Genomic DNA, 14,598 nt, shown 5'->3' with positions numbered 1-14,598 from the left:
GCTGCTGCAGGCCGTCCGGCTTGCCTGCGCGATCAAAAAAGCAGCCACTCCGCGAGAGTGACTGCATTGCCGACCTATTTCGTTCCGGTGTGGCCGAAGCCGCCTTCGCCGCGCGCGGTGTCGGACAGTTGTTCAACCTCCGCGAGTTCGATCTGCGGCACGAATTGGAAGACCATCTGCGCAATCCGCTCCTTGCGCTCAATCGTGAAATGCTGCTGTCCGAGATTGACAAGCAGCACCTTCACCTCGCCGCGGTAATCCGCGTCAATCGTTCCCGGGGAATTGAGGCAGGTGATGCCATGCTTGAAGGCGAGCCCGCTGCGGGGGCGAATCTGCGCTTCCAAATAAGGCGGCATCGCCATCGCGAATCCGGCGGGCACCAGGGCGCGGTGGCCGGGAGCCAGCGTCAGCGGCTCCTCTACCGCCGCATACAGATCGAAGCCCGCGGCCAGATCGGACATCTTCTGCGGCAGCGGAATGTCTTCAGTTCCGGGCAACTTTTTAATCTCAACTTGATGGACTTGCTGTAACAAAGTAATCCCTCCTGAAAGCCGAAATTGCGCGATCGTTCGCCCCAACCATGGCCGCGGCAAACGGCTCGGACAGCATGCGGGATAAAACATATGTAATGTCATCCATCGTAATCGAATCGATCCGCGCAATGATTTCATCTAATGTATAGTGCCGGCCAAGCATCAACTCGTTCTTGCCCAACCGGTTCATTCGGGCGCCGGTACTCTCCAGCCCCAGAATCAAGCTCCCTTTCAACTGCTCCTTGCCCTTCCTCAATTCATCCTGGGTCAGACCGTGCGCTGCGAGATTGCCAAGCACCTCTAGCGTAATGTCCAGCACGTCTTGCGTCTGCTTCGGAGCCGTCCCCGCATAGATGGTGAACAGTCCGCAATCGGCATGAGACGAATGATAGGAATAGACTGCGTAGGCTAAGCCCCGCTTCTCGCGAATCTCCTGGAACAGGCGGGAGCTCATGCCGCCTCCGATAACGTTATTCAATAAGATCATGGCATAGAGCCGCCGATCGGTCATGGAGCAGCCGGGCAAGCTCAAGCATATATGATTCTGCTCCGTCTTCTTCTGATGGAAGATCGAGCTTCCGTCGAATATCGGCGCAGACACCTGATGAGACGGGCGGGAATTGCGGAAATGCCCGAAATGCTTCTCCAGGAGCTCCAACAGAGAGGCGTCGAAATTGCCCGCCACGGCAATTACCGTATTTTCAATCGTGTAGTGCTCCTGCATGTATTGGCGCAAGTCGGCAGACCCCATCGGCTCCAGACGTTCCCTCGTCCCGAGAATCGGATAGGCGAGCGGGTGGCCGCCAAATGCGGCCCGCGTGACGAGATCGTGCACCGTATCGTCTGGCGTGTCTTCATACATCGCGATTTCCTCAAGGATGACGTTCTTCTCCTTGCTCAGCTCTTCTGCCTGGAGAGCCGATCGGAAAAACATGTCCGACAACACATCGACGGCTATCGGAAGATGCTCATCCAGCACTTTGGCATAGTAGCACGTATATTCCTTCGAAGTAAATGCGTTCACATTCCCTCCGATTGCGTCGAACGAATCCGCGATCGCCTTGGCATCGAACCGCTCCGTACCTTTGAACATCATGTGCTCAATAAAATGAGAAATACCGTTGGTCGTCTCATTCTCATTGCGTGAACCGGTCTTCACCCAAATGCCGAATGATACGGAACGGCAGGTTGGTATTTTTTCCATAACGACCCGCAGGCCGTTACTTAACTGCACTTTCTCCACCGGCAATCCTCCTCATCCGAAGTTCAATCCTTGTTGCCCCTCTAATCCTACCAAAAAACTTAGCGCGGCTCAACCGCCCCCGGGTCGAGCCGCTTCTCGGACAGCGTCTCGCTGACCGTTCCGGGCAAAATCCCTTTGTTGCGAATCGAGCGGATGATTCCTTGCAGCGCGGCCTTGGAGGCAGGCGTAGGATGCATCAGGATGAGGGAGCCCGGCTCGACCTTCGCGTCGATTTTGCGAATGACGTCGGAAGGATTCGGATTTTTCCAATCCACGGTGTCGACCGTCCACAGTACGGTCTTCAATCCGTACGCATGCGCGGTTTGAACCGTCAGCTCGTTGAAATCGCCGGATGGAGGCGCGAACCATTTGTTCTTCACTTGGAGCGTCGTTTCGAGCAGGCGCTTCGTTTTCTCGATTTGCTGGGCCTGCAAGCCCGCGCTCAGTTCGCTCATGTTCGGGTGGGAATAGGCATGGTTCTCAAGTTCATGCCCTTCCTCCTGTATCCGCTTCGCCATCTCCGGATTTTTTTTGAGCCAGCTTCCGTCGAAGAAAAAGGTCGCCTTCACTTTCTCTTCCTTCAGCGTCGCCAGCATCGGTTCGATATGCTCGTTCCCCCATGCGACATTTATCATGAGCCCCGCCATCTTCTTGTTCGGATTCCCGCGATAAATCGGCTGCGGCCCCAATTGGTCGAGCGTCACCCGCGGCGGAATTTCTCGCATAACCCATGTAATATCGGCCCCCGCCGGCTTCGATTTATTGGCTTCGTACGTTCGATCGAGATCCGCCTCCAGCCCGTTATAACCGGGGATGGCTTTCCAGACCCGGTCGATGCGCGCATCGATCGGCGCGACATATTTGCTCTTGGCTTCCTCCGCTATCCGCTCCCGCAGCGGGAGCTGCTCCATCGCTTCCGCCCCGTTCCCCTGATACGCGCTGCTGATGGCGAGCACCGCTTTGCGCTCTTTAATGAAAGAACCGGCTTCCGTGCCCGTTCCGATATATAGCACCCCTATGAAAGCAGCGATGATGAACATCCATTTTCGCGTGACTGGTCGCATTGAGTCCATTCCTTTCCACAGTTTGTCCTTCTGATTCTATGCCAAATCGGACTTAGTTATGCGGCGGAAAGCGAGACGGGCTTGAACCAATTAAAAACAGAAACGCAAAAAAAGAGCCAGAAACCAGTCTGCCTCTTTCCTTGTATCTATGCTGTTTTTCTTGATTACGATTGCGGCCGTGGCGGACGCGGGCCTCTTGGACGCGATCCGCCATGCGGCGGACGACCTCCGCTGCGCGGGCGGTCCGTTCCGCTTCCGTCTGCATTCCCTGCCCCTTCCGGCTGTGCCGGCTCTAGCAGTACGCGGCGCGACAGATTGATGCGGCCTTGTTGATCAATCTCGACCACCTTGACTTCGATCTTGTCGCCGATGGAAGCGACATCCTCCACCTTCGCGATGCGCTCGGCCGCCATTTGCGAAATATGAACGAGTCCTTCCTTGCCTGGAAGAATCTCCACGAACGCGCCGAACTTCTCAATGCGCTTCACCGTTCCGGTATAGACTTCGCCGACGACGACTTCCTTGACGATCGCTTCGATCATATCGCGGGCGCGAATATTGGACTCTTCATTCGGCGATGCGATGAAGATGCGGCCATCCTGCTCGATATCGATTTTGACGCCGGTCTCATCGATAATCTTGTTGACCACCTTGCCGCCCGCCCCGATGACGTCACGGATTTTGTCCGGATTGATCTGCATGATCAAAATCTTAGGCGCATACGGAGACAGCGTCTCGCGCGGCTTGTCGATGACCTCAAGCATCTTGTCCAGGATGAACAGGCGCCCTTCGCGCGCTTGCGCCAAGGCTTGCGTCAAGATACTGCGGTCAATGCCGTCGATTTTGATATCCATCTGAATGGCGGTAACCCCTTCGGCGGTCCCTGCCACTTTGAAGTCCATATCGCCGAGATGGTCTTCCATCCCTTGAATATCGGACAGAATCGAGAAATGCTCTCCGTCCTTGATCAGTCCCATCGCAATGCCTGCGACCGGCGCTTTGATCGGCACGCCCGCATCCATCATCGCCAGCGTGCTCGCGCAGATGCTGGCCTGTGAGGTGGAGCCGTTCGATTCCAGCACCTCGGAGACAAGACGGATCGTGTACGGGAAATCCGACTCTGGCGGGATAACCTTGGAGAGCGCACGTTCGCCGAGCGCGCCATGCCCAATCTCGCGGCGTCCCGGAGCCCGCAATGGACGAGCTTCCCCGACGGAGAACGGCGGGAAGTTATAGTGATGCATGAAACGCTTCGATTCTTCCAGCGAGATGCCGTCCAGAATCTGCACATCGCCCAGCGCGCCAAGCGTACAAACGCTCAACGCCTGCGTCTGGCCCCGCGTGAACAAGCCGGAACCGTGCGTGCGCGGCAGCAGGCTCGTATCGCACTCAATCGGGCGAATCTCATCCAGCTTGCGGCCGTCCGGGCGCACTTTATCATGCGTAATCAAGCGGCGCACTTCTTCCTTGACAATGTCGTACAGCGTCTCCTTCACATCATCCATCCGCTCAGGCGACTCGATATACTGCGCTTCAAAATGCTCGACCGCTTCCTGATTGATGGCGTCGATCGCATCTTGGCGGGCATGCTTCTCCGGTATGCGGATCGCTTCCACCAGACGCTCCTGCGCAAAGGCGCGGACCGCGGCATTGACCTCAGGGTCAACGGCATGGAGCTTGACCTCCATCTTCGCCGTTCCGGCCGTCCCGGCAAAGCGCTCGATCGCGTCGACAATCTTGCGAATCTCTTCGTGGCCGAACATGATCGCTTCCAGCATCACTTCTTCCGGCACTTCGTTCGCTTCCGCTTCGACCATCATGATCGCATCCTTCGTGCCTGCGACCGTAACGTGAATGTCGGTCTTCTCTTCCTGTTCCACGGTAGGGTTAATGATGAATTGACCGTCAATCCGGCCGACGATAACCCCTCCGATAGGGCCGTTGAACGGCACGTCGGAGATCGACAGCGCAGCGGACGTTCCAATCATGGCCGCTATCTCCGGCGAGCAATCCTGATCGACGCTCATGACGAGATCGACAATCTGAACGTCATTGCGGAAGCCTTCCGGGAACAGCGGGCGAATCGGACGGTCAATGAGTCGGCTCGCGAGGATCGCCTTCTCGCTCGGACGCCCTTCCCGCTTGATGAATCCCCCGGGTATCTTGCCCACGGAATAGAGACGCTCTTCATAATTCACGGTTAGCGGAAAAAAGTCTAAATCTTTTGGTTCCTTCGAAGCGGTCACGGTACACAAGACGACCGTGTCACCGTATTGAACCTTGACGGCGCCGTTGGCCTGCTTCGCCAAGCGTCCCGTCTCGAGTACAAGCGGTCTTCCGCCAAGTTCCATCTCGATGCGGTTCATCGGATCCCTCCTTAAGTTCTACGCATATGTTATCTTCGTTACACCTACCATTATCTCCTGCATCCCGGCTTAAAAAACAAGAAGGAATGCGCGAGCCCGGAAACAATCAGCAGATCGTTTATAAGATGTAGGATTATGTATCAACAGACTTCGGGCCGGGGCTCGTCCAGCCTTGCGCCTGATATCATCTCCACAGGTCAAACAGGTCAAAAATAGGCCCATCGTTAAAAAGCAACCCGGCTGCATGCCGCACTGTCAGGCGGGATGAACAACCAGGCTGCTAGAGGTTCTTGCTATTAACGGCGCAGTCCGAGCTTCTCGATCAATGCGCTGTAACGCTTAACGTCCTTCTTCTTCAAGTAAGCAAGAAGCTTACGGCGTTGACCGACCATTTTCAACAATCCGCGGCGGGAATGATGGTCTTTCTTATGTGTCCGCAAGTGATCCGTCAAATTAACGATGTTCTCAGTAAGGATAGCAATCTGCACTTCCGGAGATCCAGTATCCGATTCGTGCGTCTTGTGCATGTCAATGAGCTGTTGCTTGCGCTCTTGAGTCAATGCCATCCTATTCACCTCCCAATATGTTATCGATTCAGCCAATAGCCTCGTTGCCGTCGGTGAGATCGTGCAACCAAGCTAAGGCTATTGCCGCATAGTCACGACAACGTTACTAGTATATCACTATCAGATTGAAAAGTAAACGCAGATTCTCGATCACTTTCGGCAGCGGCGGCCGCTATCCCTGAAACACGCTCTCCAATGCCGCCTCTCCCTCAATCGATGCCAGGCGGCGGCGGGCCTCCTCCGCGTCGGCCGTGATCTGGGCCACAAGCGCCGCGATGCCGTCGAACTTCTGCTCGGCCCTCAGGAAATCCATGACGGCCACGGCCACTTCCTCGCCGTAAATGTCCGCATCGAAGTCGAAGAGATGCGCCTCGATCGAAGGTCTCGTCTCCCCGCTCTTGAAGGTTGGCTTCAAGCCGATGTTCATCACGCCGTCATGCCACTTCCCGCCAACCTTCACCTTGACCGCATAGACACCGTTCCTTGGAATGACATACGGCTCGTCCGGATCCACGTTCGCGGTCGGGAAGCCGATCGTGCGTCCGCGGGCATCGCCATGGATGACCGTGCCGCGCAGCAGATAAGGGCGGGCCAGCAATTGGTTCGCTTTCGCGATATCGCCTTCGGCCAGGCACTGGCGAATGCGGGTGCTGCTGACCTTCGCGTCGTCTTCGTTGTGGGCCGGCACAATATCCACCGAGAAGCAGCCTTCGCCCCATTCGGCCAGCAGCTCGGCCGAGCCTTCCCCGCGATGGCCGAACCGGTTGTCGAAGCCGACTACGGCATGCTTCACGCCGAGAGCGCACAGGCAGTCCGCGAAGGTGCGGGCCTTCAGCCGGGCGAAGCTCAGATTGAAGTCTATGATATATAAGCGGTCGATTCCGAGCCGGGCCAGAATCCGTTCCTTCTCCTTCGGCGGAGTCAAGCTTCTTGTATACCGTTCGTCGCCGAAGACCGCCTTCGGGTGAGGATGGAAGGTCATTAGGGCGACAGGCAAGCCATGCTCCCGCCCATACTGGAGACCCCGCTCTATCACCTTCACGTGTCCGGCGTGAATGCCGTCGAAGTGACCGAGGATCACCACTTGCGGCTGCTGCCACGCCATCCAGTCCGCATGTCCGTCTGTTGCATGTAGCACTATCTTTTCCATTTGTAATCAGAGCCCCTGCATTCGTATTTCCGGTTGCACCCAACCGCCGTTCCCATCTTGAGCAGTTGTTCCCGCAATTCCGGTCAAGCATACATTTTCGGTATGTTATCTGTTTCACAAAACAGGGCAAAGACCAGCGCAAAAAGGGTCTCCCCTCCTTGCGCGGAACGATTAAGGCACAAAGACCTTGATCGGACGCAGCACCTGCTCCGTGTCCGGCTTGTGATACAAGCCGAAAAAAGTTCCTTCTTCATCATACAACCGATAGATGCAATTCGTCAAAGGCGGAGCGCTCAGCCCCCGCTCCGGTATCCCCTTGCCCTGAACCGCGTGCCGCGCGAAGGCGGGCGCCACCCGCAGCTCGGGAAAATGCGAGACGGCCCGATCCATCGGAATCAACAGCTCCGCCAGCGTGCCGGCCTCCATCGCTTCTTCGATCTGGGCGAAGGTGAAGCTGTCCTCTTGCCCGAAATTGGCGGAGCGGGTCCGGATCAATTCCGCCATCGCCGCCGGCACCCCCAGCTTGCGTCCGACGTCGACGCACAGGGTTCGTATGTATGTCCCCTTGGAGCATCGCACCCGGAACCGCACCTCCGGTTCAGCGCCGCCAAGCGCCATTCCGATCAGCTCGATGTGATGAATCGTCACTTGCCGCGGCTTGCGCTCGACAGTCTTGCCTTCCCGCGCCAGCTCGTAGAGCCGCTTGCCGTTCACCTTGACGGCGGAGTACATCGGAGGAACCTGTTCGATGGGACCGAGGAACGACAGCAGCGCTTCCTTGACCATCGCTTCGGTCACGTGAGAGGCATCGGCGCGTTCCGTCTCTTCGCCCGACAAATCCTCCGTATCGGTCGCTATGCCAAGCCGCAGCGTCGCTTCATACTCCTTCGGCATTTCCTGCAAATATTCAACCAGCCGGGTCGCTCTGCCGACGCATAACGGCAGAACCCCGACGACTTGAGGATCGAGCGTTCCCGTGTGCCCGATCCGCTTTTCCCGAATGAGCCGGCGGACTTTGGCCACGACATCGTGCGAAGTCCAGCCTGCCGGCTTCCATACCGGAAGAACACCATGAAGCTCTGTCATAGTTCTTGTTTCACCCGTTCCAGTACTTGTCTAATGATATCTTCCAGCGCGCCGCTTACTTTGCAGCCGGCGGCCCGGACATGGCCTCCGCCCCCGAACGATTGCGCAATCGCGGAGACATCGACCCGCTCTGAAGAACGCATGCTCACCTTGACGCTCTGCTCATCAATTTGCTTGAAGAGCAGCCCGACGTCGACGCCTTCGACATTGCGGGCATAATTGACGAGCCCTTCCAGGTCTTCATTGACCGCCCCCGTGTCCCGCATATCATCCGGCGTAATGAAGAGCCAGCCGATTCGCTGATCGGGCGTAAAGGCGAGGCGGGACAAGCCCCGCTGAATCAGCTTCAACTGGGCCATCGACATCGTCTCCAGCAGCCGTTCCGCGATGGTGTTCCCTTCCACCCCCAGCTTCAGCAGCTCGGAAGCCACGCTCATCACATGCGGAGTCGTATTGCTGTACCGGAAGCCGCCCGTATCGGTCAGCAGCCCGGTATAGAGCATTGTCCCGACCTGCTCGTCAAGCTCGACGCCCGCTGCCAGCAGAAGATCGTACAGAATCTCCGCCGTCGCCGCGGCATTGACGCGAATCAGCGCCGCTTCGCCGTAGCGATCATTGGTCGGATGATGATCGATGTTCAGAATGCGGGCATCAGACGCAATCCAGTTCGCTATCTTGCCGATGCGCGCATAGTCGGCGCAGTCCACGCAGATAACCGTCTCATATTTCTTCTCCGGCGGTTCTTCTGCATCCGTGTAGCTGCCAATCTGTTCGGCCATCGGCAATTCCCTCAGCCGGCCCGGCACGCCATTTTCATTGACCAGCCGATATGTTTTATTCCATTTATTCAGCAGCCAACCGATGACGAGCGTGGAACTGATCGCATCCCCGTCCGGCTGCACATGCGACACGACGAGCACATCGTCGCAGGTGCGAAGGAATTCGCATGCCCGCTCGATATCTTCCGCGTAGCGCTCGGATAACATTTCTGCCATAGGCACCTCCGTGAAGACAGGCAAATCGAGCCGGAAGCTCGATTTGCCTGTTCAGTCCTTCATTTGCATTTATGTCGTCTCGCGATCGTCGCGAATATCGTCAAGCAGCTTTTCTATCCGGCTGCCGTATTCTATCGAAGCATCGATCTTGAACGACAGCTCCGGCGTATGGCGCAGACGGATTCGCTTCCCGATCTCCGAGCGGAGAAAGCCGCTGGCCTTTTCCAGTGCTCTGATCGTATCTTCCTTCTCTTCTTCCGTCCCCATCACACTGAGATAGACTCTGGCCAGCGACAGGTCATTCGTTACATCGACGCCTGTCACCGTGACAAACCCGATTCGAGGATCTTTTAATTCCAATTGGATGAGCTGGCTCAGCTCCTTCTTCATCTGCTCGCCAACCCGTCCGGATCGGAAGTTTGCCATGGGATACACCTCATTTCATTAGTTGGTTCTCAATATGCCGGCAAGGGCGGCTCCGCGCTTATCGCTCTACGGCTTCCATGACGAATGCCTCGATAATGTCGCCTTCCTTGATGTCATTGAACTTCTCCAGCATAATTCCGCACTCGTAGCCTTGCGCCACTTCCTTGGCATCGTCCTTGAAGCGCTTCAAGGAGTCGATCTTGCCGTCGAACACGACGATACCGTCGCGAATCAGGCGAGCATCGGCCGAACGCGAGATCTTGCCCTGCGTAACCATGCAGCCGGCGATCGTTCCGACCTTGCCGACCTTGAACGTATTGCGCACTTCCGCGTGTCCGATGACGACTTCCTTGTACTCCGGATCGAGCATCCCCTTCATCGCCTGTTCAATCTCTTCCACGATGGAGTAGATGACGCGGTGCAGGCGGATATCCACCTTCTCTTGATCGGCCGTCGCTTTCGCTTGCGCGTCCGGACGCACGTTGAAGCCGACGACAATCGCGTTGGATGCCGTGGCGAGAATGATATCCGACTCGGTAATCGCCCCGGCGCCGGAATGAATGATCTTGACGCGCACGCCCTCGACATCGATCTTCTCGAGCGATCCGCGCAGCGCTTCTACCGATCCTTGAACGTCCGCCTTGATGATGACGTTCAGTTCCTTCATCTCGCCTTCCTTAATATGCTTGAACAGATCGTCCAAGGTGACGCGGGAGTTCGCGCCCCACTGGCTCTCCCGAAGCGTCGTCGCGCGCTTCTCGGCGATGGAGCGGGCTTTGCGCTCTTCCTCGAACGCCATGAATGGATCGCCTGCTTGCGGAACATCCGTCAGACCGGTAATCTCGACCGGCGTCGACGGGCCTGCCTCCTTGAGGCGGCGTCCCTTGTCATTGACCATCGCGCGCACCCGCCCGAAGCAGGTGCCTGCGACGAACGCGTCGCCGACGCGCAAGGTGCCATGCTGCACGAGAATGCGGGCAACCGGGCCGCGTCCCTTGTCGAGTTCGGCTTCAATGACGGTGCCGCGGGCCAGTTTGTCCGGGTTCGCCTTGAATTCATTGACCTCGGCGACGAGCAGAATCATTTCAAGCAGTTCTTCCAGACCCATGCGCTGCTTCGCGGATACATTGACGAAGATCGTATCTCCGCCCCACTCCTCCGGAACGAGCTCATACTCTGTCAATTCCTGCTTCACGCGATCCGGATTCGCCTCGGGCTTGTCAATTTTGTTGACAGCGACGATGATCGGAACGTTGGCCGCCTTCGCGTGGCTGATCGCCTCTACCGTCTGCGGCATAACGCCGTCATCTGCAGCGACGACGATAATCGTAATGTCCGTTACCTGGGCGCCGCGCGCCCGCATCAGCGTGAACGCTTCGTGGCCCGGGGTATCCAGGAACGTAATCTTTTTCTGATTGAATTCAACTTGATATGCGCCGATATGCTGGGTAATGCCGCCCGCTTCGCCGCTAGTAACGTTCGTCTTGCGGATAGCGTCGAGCAGCGTCGTCTTCCCGTGGTCGACGTGGCCCATAATCGTAACGACCGGCGGACGCTCCATCAGATCGGCCTCGTCGTCCATTTCTTCCTCTGCTTCGAACGGATCCTCGATCGCCGGAAGCTTCAGATCGACTTCGACCTTGAACTCATCCGCAATCAGCTGGATCGTGTCCAGATCGACTTCCTGGTTGATCGTCGCCATAACCCCGAGGAACAACAGCTTCTTGATGACCTCGGAAGCGTCCTTATGAAGCAGCTTCGCCAGTTCTCCCACCGTCATCGCGCCGCGAACGATAATTTTCTTTGGTGTGTTGTCGATTTTCTCGCGGCGCTCCTGCTGCTGATTGTTGTGCTTGCCTTTATTGCGGCCGCGGCCTTGTCCGCCCCGGGAACCGCCGAACTTGTTGTTGTCGTCGAAGCGGCGGTTGCCTGGCTTATTGTTCCGCTTGCCGTCCTTCGCGTTGGAATCCTCGAAGCGGCGCGGCGGGTTGGAACGGTTCGAAGCCGCCGCATTGCCCGGCTTCCCTTGCCGTTGTCCCTGGCCGCCTTGGCCGCCTTGGCCGCCGCCGCGGTTCGAATTGTTCGCTGGTCCGCCCTGAGGCTTGCGTTGTGTGGAATCCTGTCCGCCCGGTCTGTTATTGGTTTGGTTCGGTCTCGTATTCATTGTCGTTTGCTTCTCGCCCTGTCTTTGTTGATCTCGTTGACCGCCTCCGCCACGCTGCGCATTGCGATCGGAATTGCGTCCCGCTTGCCCGCGATTGCCTTCGCGCTGCTGCTCGCCGCGCTGCGGTTGACGCTGGCCGTCGCGCGCGCCGCGCTGGCCTGACTGTCTGTCGTTCGATTCTTTGTGCTGCTCCGGCTTTTTCGCCGCTTCGGTCTGCTTCGTTCCCGCTTGGCTCGTCTGCGCTTGCGGCTTCGAAGGTTGCCCTCCTTCTCGCTTGGCTTGCGCATTTGCTTTTACATCACGGAAAAACTGTTCGACCTTCTTCACGGCATCATTCTCCATTACGCTCATATGGTTGTTGACTGGAATGTTCAAACGCTTTAGTATCGTAATAATTTCCTTGCTGCTCATATTGAGCGATTTGGCATATTCGTAAACTCTCAATTTATCTTTATTGTCCTTCTCTTGTTTACTCAATATACTCCACCTCCGACATAGTTTTCAGTCCGTTCCGCATCATGGCCGCAAATCCGCTGTCCAATACAGCCAGCACGACCCGCTCCGGCTTGCCGATGCTTCCTCCCAGCCTGTCTCTGTCAAATCCGATGGCCAACGGAATACCGTACGATTTGCACTTATCCCGAAACTTCTTCTTCGTGTTCTCGGATGCATCCCCCGCTACGATGACAAGCTGAGCCTGGCTGCCGCGAATCGCCTTGAGGACAATCTCGTCGCCCGTCACCAGCTTGCCCGCCCGTTGAGCAAGGCCGAGCTGGGACATCAGCTTACTCATCATCGTCCACCTGTTCCTTCATTGCATTGAATTCATCTTCCACCTTGATGAAATCTTGCGCAAGCTGCTCATAGATTTCAGGCTGCACCTGATGCTTCAACGCTCTGTCCAAAGCCCGCGATTTATGCGCCAGCTTGAAGCAGGACAGCTTCCCGCACAAGTAAGCGCCGCGGCCCGATTTCTTGCCGGTCAGATCGATGAGAACTTCGTCTTCCGGCGTCCGGACGACGCGAATCAGTTCTTTTTTCGGCATCATTTCTTGACAGGCGACGCATTTGCGCAGCGGAACCTTCCTTGTTCTCATGACTCATTCCCCCTTACGATCCGATCGAGCTTCCGGCGGAGGCTGCGACCGTAACATATGGCGATGGTCGCGCCTTCGGTGTTATTCTTCGAAGCTGTCGAAGCTGTCTGTGTCTGTACCCGCTATGCCGCTCTCTTCCTGAACAGGCTCTTGCTCGGCCTGGGACTCGCTCTTGATATCAATCTTCCATCCGGTCAGCTTGGCGGCGAGGCGCGCGTTCTGGCCTTTGATGCCGATGGCGAGCGACAATTGATAATCCGGCACGATCACCCGCGCCATCTTCTCGGATTCATACACGGTGACATCGACGACTTTGGAAGGGCTGAGCGCATTGGCGACATACTCCTTCACATCGTCCGACCAGCGGACGATATCGATTTTCTCGCCGCGCAGCTCATTCACAATCGTCTGCACCCGCATCCCTTTCGGTCCGACGCAGGAACCTACCGGATCCACCTCTTCGTTCCGGGAGTGAACCGCGATCTTGGAGCGCTGTCCCGCTTCGCGCGCGACCGACTTGATTTCGACGACCCCGTCGAAGATTTCGGGCACTTCCAGCTCGAACAGGCGCTTCAGCAGGCCCGGATGCGTCCGGGACAGCACGATTTGCGGGCCTTTTGTCGTATTTTCCACCTTCGTAATATATGCTTTCACCCGATCTCCGTGCTTGAACTTCTCGTTCGGCATCAGCTCATTCAGCGGGAGAACCGCTTCCACCTTGCCCAGATCGACGAAGACGTTGCGCATATCTTGACGCTGCACGATACCTGTCACGATATCTTCCGCTTTGTCGATAAACGCGTTATAAATAAGGCCGCGCTCCGCCTCGCGAATGCGCTGGGTAACGACCTGCTTCGCTGTCTGGGCAGCAATGCGGCCGAAATCGCGCGGCGTCACTTCGATTTCGCAAATGTCATCGAGCTGGTAATTCGGGTTCATCTCGCGGGCGGCGTGAAGCGAAATTTCCAGGCGAGGGTCGAGAACCTCATCCACTACCGTCTTGCGGGCGAATACTTTAATGACGCCCGTCGCGCGGTTCACGTCGACGCGCACGTTTTGCGCGGTGTTGAAATTGCGCTTGTAGCTGGAAATAAGAGCAGCTTCAATCGCTTCAATCAATACATCTTTGCTAATTCCTTTTTCTCGTTCAATTTCGGTCAACGCTTCAATAAAATCCATACTCATGATTGGTTAGCTCCCCCTTTCGACCGGTCACGGCCTGATTCCTGTTCAGTTCAACAAGGATGCGCGTTCAAACATCCTGCCGGCGATGAAAACCGGCCTATTTGAATGCATATTGAATGTTAAAAGACAATCGCAAGTCTCGCGCTGGCTACCTTGTTATACGGGATGGCGCGGTCTTTGCCGCCAACCTGCACAACCATCGTCTCGCCGTCGAACGACACCAATTCCCCCTCGAACTCCTTCAATCCGCCAATCGGCTCGTATGTAGTGACAAATACATGCTTGCCTACGGATTTGGCAACATCCTGCGGTTTTTTCAACGGGCGTTCCGCCCCCGGAGACGATACCTCCAAGAAATAAGCATCCTCGATCGGATCGGCCTCATCCAGCTTCTGGCTTACGTACTCGCTGATGCGCCCGCAGTCCTCGATATCGATGCCGCCCTCTTTGTCTACAAAAATGCGCAAATACCAGCTGCTGCCTTCTTTGACATACTCGATGTCGACCAGTTCGAAGCCGTTCTCCTCCAAATATGGCGTGATCATGCTTTCGACTACCGATTTAATGTTCGGTGAACTCAAATTCAAGGACCTCCTGCTTAGTTGGAAATAGTTGCTCTATATTTCAGAATCCGCACGCAAATATGAAAGAGTGGGTTTCCCCACTCTTTGCGCAACGGATTTATCCACATGATTACCAAAAAAATTATATCATAGCCCTATA

At 56.4% G+C, this 14,598-nt stretch carries 14 protein-coding genes; all 14 read right to left on the bottom strand.

All coding sequences use genetic code 11. The features are described 5' to 3' along the window. Nucleotides 1–74: 74 nt before the first annotated feature. Nucleotides 75–533: a dUTP diphosphatase gene (gene dut / locus L6439_RS10240; RefSeq protein WP_168181015.1), complete on the bottom strand. Its 459-nt coding sequence runs from the start codon at nt 531–533 to the stop codon at nt 75–77. Next, nucleotides 508–1,776 carry a M16 family metallopeptidase gene (locus L6439_RS10235; protein ID WP_213469633.1) on the bottom strand — a complete coding sequence of 423 codons (1,269 nt, stop codon included), beginning with the start codon at nt 1,774–1,776 and terminating at the stop codon, nt 508–510. The genes dut and L6439_RS10235 overlap by 26 nt, the downstream gene beginning before the upstream one ends. A gap of 59 nt (nt 1,777–1,835) precedes the next feature. After that, nucleotides 1,836–2,849, bottom strand: coding sequence for a polysaccharide deacetylase family protein (locus L6439_RS10230; RefSeq protein ID WP_213469632.1), 1,014 nt, complete (start codon nt 2,847–2,849; stop codon nt 1,836–1,838). A gap of 155 nt (nt 2,850–3,004) precedes the next feature. Then, nucleotides 3,005–5,206 carry a polyribonucleotide nucleotidyltransferase gene (gene pnp / locus L6439_RS10225; RefSeq protein ID WP_168181012.1) on the bottom strand — a complete coding sequence of 734 codons (2,202 nt, stop codon included), beginning with the start codon at nt 5,204–5,206 and terminating at the stop codon, nt 3,005–3,007. A 296-nt stretch (nt 5,207–5,502) separates the two neighbouring features. Continuing rightward, nucleotides 5,503–5,772: a 30S ribosomal protein S15 gene (gene rpsO, locus L6439_RS10220; RefSeq protein WP_087441395.1), complete on the bottom strand. Its 270-nt coding sequence runs from the start codon at nt 5,770–5,772 to the stop codon at nt 5,503–5,505. Nucleotides 5,773–5,944: 172 nt separating this feature from the next. Then, nucleotides 5,945–6,922 carry a bifunctional riboflavin kinase/FAD synthetase gene (locus tag L6439_RS10215; RefSeq protein WP_168181011.1) on the bottom strand — a complete coding sequence of 326 codons (978 nt, stop codon included), beginning with the start codon at nt 6,920–6,922 and terminating at the stop codon, nt 5,945–5,947. A gap of 171 nt (nt 6,923–7,093) precedes the next feature. Continuing rightward, entirely contained in the window at nt 7,094–8,008 is a 915-nt protein-coding gene (truB, locus tag L6439_RS10210) for a tRNA pseudouridine(55) synthase TruB (protein WP_213469631.1), read from the bottom strand. Next, nucleotides 8,005–9,003: a DHH family phosphoesterase gene (locus L6439_RS10205; protein ID WP_213469630.1), complete on the bottom strand. Its 999-nt coding sequence runs from the start codon at nt 9,001–9,003 to the stop codon at nt 8,005–8,007. The genes truB and L6439_RS10205 overlap by 4 nt, the downstream gene beginning before the upstream one ends. A 69-nt stretch (nt 9,004–9,072) precedes the next feature. After that, on the bottom strand, nt 9,073–9,429 hold the full coding sequence (gene rbfA, locus L6439_RS10200) for a 30S ribosome-binding factor RbfA (protein WP_168181008.1): 357 nt from the start codon (nt 9,427–9,429) through the stop codon (nt 9,073–9,075). 58 nt (nt 9,430–9,487) lie between these two features. Further along, nucleotides 9,488–12,070 (bottom strand): translation initiation factor IF-2, encoded by a 2,583-nt coding sequence (gene infB / locus L6439_RS10195; RefSeq protein ID WP_213469629.1) that lies wholly within the window; start codon nt 12,068–12,070, stop codon nt 9,488–9,490. Beyond that, nucleotides 12,063–12,386: a L7Ae/L30e/S12e/Gadd45 family ribosomal protein gene (locus L6439_RS10190; protein WP_168181006.1), complete on the bottom strand. Its 324-nt coding sequence runs from the start codon at nt 12,384–12,386 to the stop codon at nt 12,063–12,065. The genes infB and L6439_RS10190 overlap by 8 nt, the downstream gene beginning before the upstream one ends. Beyond that, the gene (gene rnpM / locus L6439_RS10185) at nt 12,379–12,690 is read right to left on the bottom strand and encodes an RNase P modulator RnpM (protein WP_168181005.1); all 312 of its coding nucleotides are present in this window, start codon (nt 12,688–12,690) and stop codon (nt 12,379–12,381) included. Before rnpM ends, L6439_RS10190 begins: the two co-directional genes overlap by 8 nt. Nucleotides 12,691–12,771: 81 nt before the next feature. Continuing rightward, nucleotides 12,772–13,875: a transcription termination factor NusA gene (gene nusA / locus L6439_RS10180; protein WP_168181004.1), complete on the bottom strand. Its 1,104-nt coding sequence runs from the start codon at nt 13,873–13,875 to the stop codon at nt 12,772–12,774. 119 nt (nt 13,876–13,994) lie between these two features. Next, complete coding sequence (rimP, locus tag L6439_RS10175; protein ID WP_168181003.1) at nt 13,995–14,456, bottom strand: ribosome maturation factor RimP; 462 nt, start codon at nt 14,454–14,456, stop codon at nt 13,995–13,997. Between the last annotated feature and the right edge of the window lie 142 nt (nt 14,457–14,598).

This window comes from Paenibacillus dendritiformis, from assembly GCF_021654795.1.
GTDB lineage: Bacteria > Bacillota > Bacilli > Paenibacillales > Paenibacillaceae > Paenibacillus_B.
This window is presented reverse-complemented; position numbering and strand designations above follow the sequence as displayed.